1 pseudogene is annotated in these 228 nt (G+C 73.2%); it reads left to right on the forward strand.

Annotated elements, in window-relative coordinates:
* Nucleotides 1-218: pseudogene (locus B7L92_RS43395) on the forward strand (NAD+ synthase); the annotation flags it as partial.
* Nucleotides 219-228 lie beyond the last annotated feature (10 nt).

Here is a 228-nt window from a genome sequence, read left to right on the forward strand (position 1 = left end):
TGGAGCTGTACGTGGACCGGGACCGGGGGGCGGACGAGATCGTCGCGGCCGGGTTCGACCGGGAGCTGGTGGCGAGGACGCTGCGGATGGTGGACCGGGCGGAGTACAAGCGGCGGCAGTACCCGCCGGGGACGAAGATCTCGCCGAAGGGGTTCGGGAAGGACCGGCGGCTGCCGATCACCAACGGGTGGCGGGAGCAGGCGCCTGCGGCGGGCTGAGCAGGGGGTG

Source organism: Streptomyces viridosporus, from assembly GCF_002078235.1.
In the GTDB taxonomy this organism is placed as follows: Bacteria; Actinomycetota; Actinomycetes; order Streptomycetales; family Streptomycetaceae; genus Streptomyces; species Streptomyces viridosporus.